This window comes from Paraeggerthella sp. (assembly GCF_048427265.1).
In the GTDB taxonomy this organism is placed as follows: Bacteria; Actinomycetota; Coriobacteriia; order Coriobacteriales; family Eggerthellaceae; genus Paraeggerthella; species Paraeggerthella hominis.
On record NZ_DBFOSR010000052.1, the window covers coordinates 1 to 4,726 of the forward strand.

Below are 4,726 nucleotides of genomic sequence, written 5' to 3' on the forward strand. Positions count from 1 at the left end.
CTACACGTCCGCGCGAGCGGAATCCTCCACGTTCATGTCCATGGTCTGGAATCGGTTCTGCATGTACTCGTTGTCGAAGTGCTTGGCGTAGAACTGCTCGATGGGCGTCTCGGGGGCCTTCCCCGCCATGCGCTGGTACCAGCAGTCGATGGACTGGATGCTCATGATGCCGTCCACCAGCATGAGCGCCGCGCACACGGCCGTCACGCCGTAGCGCCAGTTCCACGGGATCATGTTGATCAGCTTGAGCAGCTGCGGCAGCAAGAGCTTGATCCACGCCATGCCCAAAACGCCCCACATCACCATGAACACGAAGTTCGTGCGCCCGTCGATGGACAGGAACGATCCCGTGTAATCCCATGCGCGGATGCCGAAGGCGAACTCCATGATCCAGCTGGTGAAGAACTCGAACGCACCGCCGATGACGGCGCTCACCAAAAAGACCACCCAGATAGGCTTGTCATGGAAGCGGTTGAGCGCGATGGTCATGAGCAGCGCGCCGAAGCCGTAGATGGGAGAGAACGGCCCGAACAGCATGCCGGCGCGGTCCTGGTACTCGTGAAACAGGATGAAGTGGTAAATCGTCTCGATGACAAGACCCAGGATGCAGCACACCACGAAGATCCAGAACAGGTTGAAGAAGTTCAGCGTGATGAATCCTTTTTTGGGCTTGCGCTGTCGCGCGACCTTGCGCTCCTGGGCGCGCTGCTCCTTGTCCATCTTCTTGAGCTTGTGCTGCAGCCGACGCTCCTCCACCAGTTGCGGGTCGAGGTACGCGGTCACCGCAATGAGGATGACCAGCTGGATCAGGTACCCGATGTGATGGGCGGAAAGGCCGAACAGCATCATGGTGCCGATGATGGACAGCACTGTCAAAGCGACCAGCGTGTTGGCCGCGGCCGCCGCATGCTCGCGCCGGTTGCGGATCAGGCGGTAGCCCAAGAACACGAAGAGCACGGCGGTGACCACGAGCACCACCATGAGGGCGGAGAAGATGATCACCGACGCCATGCGGTAGCCTTCGCCGCCGATGCCCTGGACGAACGCCAGGACCACCGGGATCAGATCGCCCAGCGACGTCAGGCCGCCCAGTATGCACAGCACGCCGAACAGCTTCAAAAGCCAGGGCATGCGCCCGTCTTCCTTGTTGTTCCCCTCTTGCATTCCCATTCCTTTCGATCGAGCGGCGCCGCCGTCTTCGACGGTCGGGCACGCAGCCTTCTTTCTACTGTGCAGCCGCTTCACGCTTGCGTTGCAGGGTCCTCGGAAGCCGAGGCGCCGGCAAGCACGCGACGAAGACGCTTGAACCCTCTTAAGAACCGATAGTTCAGTATATCAACCGCCCCGTCCACCAGTCCCATGTCGACGCCCGACATGGCAAGCGTGCGAAGCGGCGTGTCCATGACCATGCGCTCGGCTGCCGCGCGCGCCGCAGGGTCGCTGCGCGCGAGCAGCTTCAGCTCGTGGCGCAGAATCCAATGCACGGCGCATCCCACGAGCGACGCCTTGAGATCCCCTACCGTCGCATTGGGCGTGTAGGGGCGCATGGCAACGATGACCTTGGGATACGGCTTGGCGTACAGCGCCCTGAACGCCTCGTCGGCAAATCCCGAGGCATGCACCGCGCGATACGCCTGCGGCACCGCTTGCCCCGCGCGGGGAACGCCCGCCACGTCGAGGGCGACGCGCAGCCGCACGTCTTGGCTGGAAGCGGACACCCGCACATCGTAAGCCCCCTCGAACACCTCCCAAGAGGACGTTTCAGGATCGTAATGCGCGAACGCCCGTCGAGGAAGCGCCAGTTCGACACGGCGCTCCTCGCCCGGCTCAAGCGCCACCTTCGCGAACGCCTTGAGTTGCTGAACAGGGCGGATTCCCGCGTTGTCGAGCGGCGCCACGTACAGTTGCACGGCCTCCCTGCCGAACCGATCCCCTACGTTTCGAACCGTGCAAGACACGGCGAACCCATCGTCGGCCGCCTCGATATGCAGGCTCTCGTACGAGAAGCGGGTGTAGGACAGCCCGTGCCCGAACGGGTAGGCCACCTCCACGCCGGCGGCATCGTAGTACCGGTAGCCGGAGAACACGCTCTCCCGATAATGCGCCTGCCTTCCGGTAGCCGGGAAGAAGTCCGCGCACGGCGTGTCGACCAGGCACACGGGCCAGGTTTCCGCAAGCTTGCCCGAAGGGTTCGCGCGACCGAGCAGCACGTCGGCGGTCGCCTTCCCGCCGCAGCAGCCCGCCAAGTAGCTCAGCAGGATGGCGTTCGGACGGTCGCGCCAAGGAAGCTCTACGGGCGACCCACCCTGCAGAACCACCACGGTGTTCGGGTTGGCCGCGCACACGCGCTCGACCAGGCTGTCATGGCCTTCGGGCAGACCCATGTGGGAGCGGTCGGCTCCTTCCGACTCCGATGCGTCCGGCAGCCCGACGAACACCACGGCCGCATCGCAGCGCCGCGCGACCGCGGCGGCCTCCTCAAGCTGAGCCTCGGTTGCCGCGCCCGTTTCGCGATCGTAGCCTTCAGCGTACGAGCATGCGGCTTGGGCGGCGACCAGCTCGTCGAACGCGCAGTCGAGCGAAACGGGGTTGATCTTGGACGACCCCGCCCCCTGGTAGCGCGGGTGCTTTGCGAACGCGCCGATCACCGCGATGCGCGCGCCCGGCTCAAGCGGTAGGGCACCCTCGTTCTTCAAGAGCACCGCCGACTGCTCGGCAACCTCGCGCGCAACCTCGAGGCGCGCGTCAAGGTCGCGGATCCGGACGATGTCGCGCGCACGCTCGTGCTTGTCGTGCAGCTGAAGCACGCGGCGCACGGCGTCGTCCAAGCGCTCGCGGGATATGCGGCCCGCGCGCACGGCGTCGGCCACGTCAAGGCGATAATCGGGGCGAACCCCGGGCATGACCAGGTCCAATCCCGCCGGCAGGCTGTCGGCGTTCGAGCTTTCGGCGCCCCAGTCGCACACGTAAGCGCCGTCGAAGCCCCACGCCTTGCGGCCAACCTCTTCCATAAGCCAAGGGTTCTCGGAGCAATACGTGCCGTTGATCAGGTTGTACGCGGTCATAATGGTCCAGGGCTTGCCCTGTTCCACAGCCAGCCGGAACGGCTCCAGGTACAGCTCGTGCAACGCCCGCTCGTCCACCACCGAATCGGAGATGAGCCGGTGCGTTTCCTGGTTGTTGCACGCGAAGTGCTTGAGCGACGTGCCCACGCCGCGGCTCTGCACGCCTTGGATGTAAGCCGCGCCCAGCGTGCCGGCCAGAAAGGGGTCCTCGCTGAAATACTCGAAGTTGCGACCGCACAACGGGCTGCGCTTCATGTTCACGCCGGGGCCCAGCACCACGGCCACGCCCTGTTCGCGCGCCTCGTCGCCTATGGCCTCCCCCATGCGCCGCAGCAGGTCGACGTCGAACGAGCACGCCGAGGCGCTGGCCGCGGGAAAGCACACGGCGGGATCGCTTTGGGAAAGCCCCAGGTTGTCGGCCGCGCCCGACTGGTGACGCAAGCCGTGCGGGCCGTCGGACACCTCGATAGGGGCAACGCCCAGCCGAGGGCAGCCGCCGAGGACCCAGTAGCCCTCGCCGGTCAGGCATGCGCACTTCTCTTCGAGCGTCATCTGCTCGAGCACCGATTCGACGTCCATAAGGCCTCCTCTCCTTGCGCCCTGCTACGACAGCGGTTCCGGACCGGCGTCAAGGCCGCCGTGGGCCAGCGCATCGACGAACACGCGGTAATCAGCTTCGTTCTGGTCGGCGTAGGCGCGCGCGAAATCAGCTACGGCCCGGTCGAACGAACCCGATGTTCCCAGGTAGCCTGCGATGGCGCACCGATCGCCCGTGCGCGCATGAGCGCGTGCGAGCGTCCAGCCGCACAAACGGCCCGTGGCCTCGATCTCGGCGGCGGGCGCCGTTTCAAGATCGGTCGACGTCTTCCAATCCCAAAGCTGCCGTACGTAGTAATCGCGCTGGCGGCCCGTCTCGTCCGGCGCGCTCGTCCATCCGAGCAGCACGTCCCCCGCAGCCTGCATGAGCCGCTGCCCCTGCACCACGCGCTGGCCGTGGGACGCCCATCCGCTGGGTCCGCAATAACGCTCGAGCACCGAAGCCTGCGCTTCTTTCACCTGCAGCACAAGCGGATCGCGCACGTCTCGACCCACAAGCGCGATAATCCACGCTCGCGTGCCCACGCTTCCCACGCCCACCACCTTTTGGGCGGCGTCAAGGTATTCGTACTGATCGAACAGGCAGCATCGCTCGGGCGCAAGGCTTTCACGGTACCCCTCCAGAAGCTCGATGAGCGAGGCGGCCACGCGATCGGCCTCGGCAACGGACGAGAACCGATCGAGCGGAACCACGTTGGGGGGATCGAACGCGATGGTCGCTCCTGCTTCGCCCACCTGCACGAACCGGCCGAACGCACGGGCGCTCGTCTTCGAGAAGGCGCGTTCGAGCTGCTTGCGCACGCGGCGCTCCTCCTTTGCGGAAGCGCCCTGCAAGGCATGCGACAGCACCTCTTCCACATCGAGGCGTGCGCTGTGCACGTCAAGGGCCCCTTTGCGCGCGAACGAGGCCATGGCCTCGCGGTAGGCCGCCGTCGCAGAGCGCACCGCAGCGCGACGCCAACTGGGCTTGAAGCCGCGGTTGCGCCCGCATATCTCGATGCTTGCAGCCAGGCGCTTGACATCCCACTCCCACGGCGCAGGTGCGGTTTCGTCGAAATCGTTGA

At 65.6% G+C, this 4,726-nt stretch carries 3 protein-coding genes; all 3 read right to left on the reverse strand.

Going from position 1 to position 4,726, the window contains the following annotated elements:
* A complete protein-coding gene (locus ACMNI9_RS05040) occupies positions 1–1,164 on the reverse strand; it encodes a putative ABC transporter permease (protein WP_114566939.1) in 1,164 nt (387 codons plus the stop codon).
* A 77-nt stretch (positions 1,165–1,241) separates the two neighbouring features.
* Positions 1,242–3,644, reverse strand: coding sequence for a glycoside hydrolase family 3 C-terminal domain-containing protein (locus tag ACMNI9_RS05045; protein WP_418831107.1), 2,403 nt, complete (start codon positions 3,642–3,644; stop codon positions 1,242–1,244).
* Between the two features lie 24 nt (positions 3,645–3,668).
* On the reverse strand, positions 3,669–4,726 hold a 1,058-nt coding region (locus ACMNI9_RS05050; RefSeq protein WP_418831109.1), incomplete at its 5' end, for a DUF2252 domain-containing protein.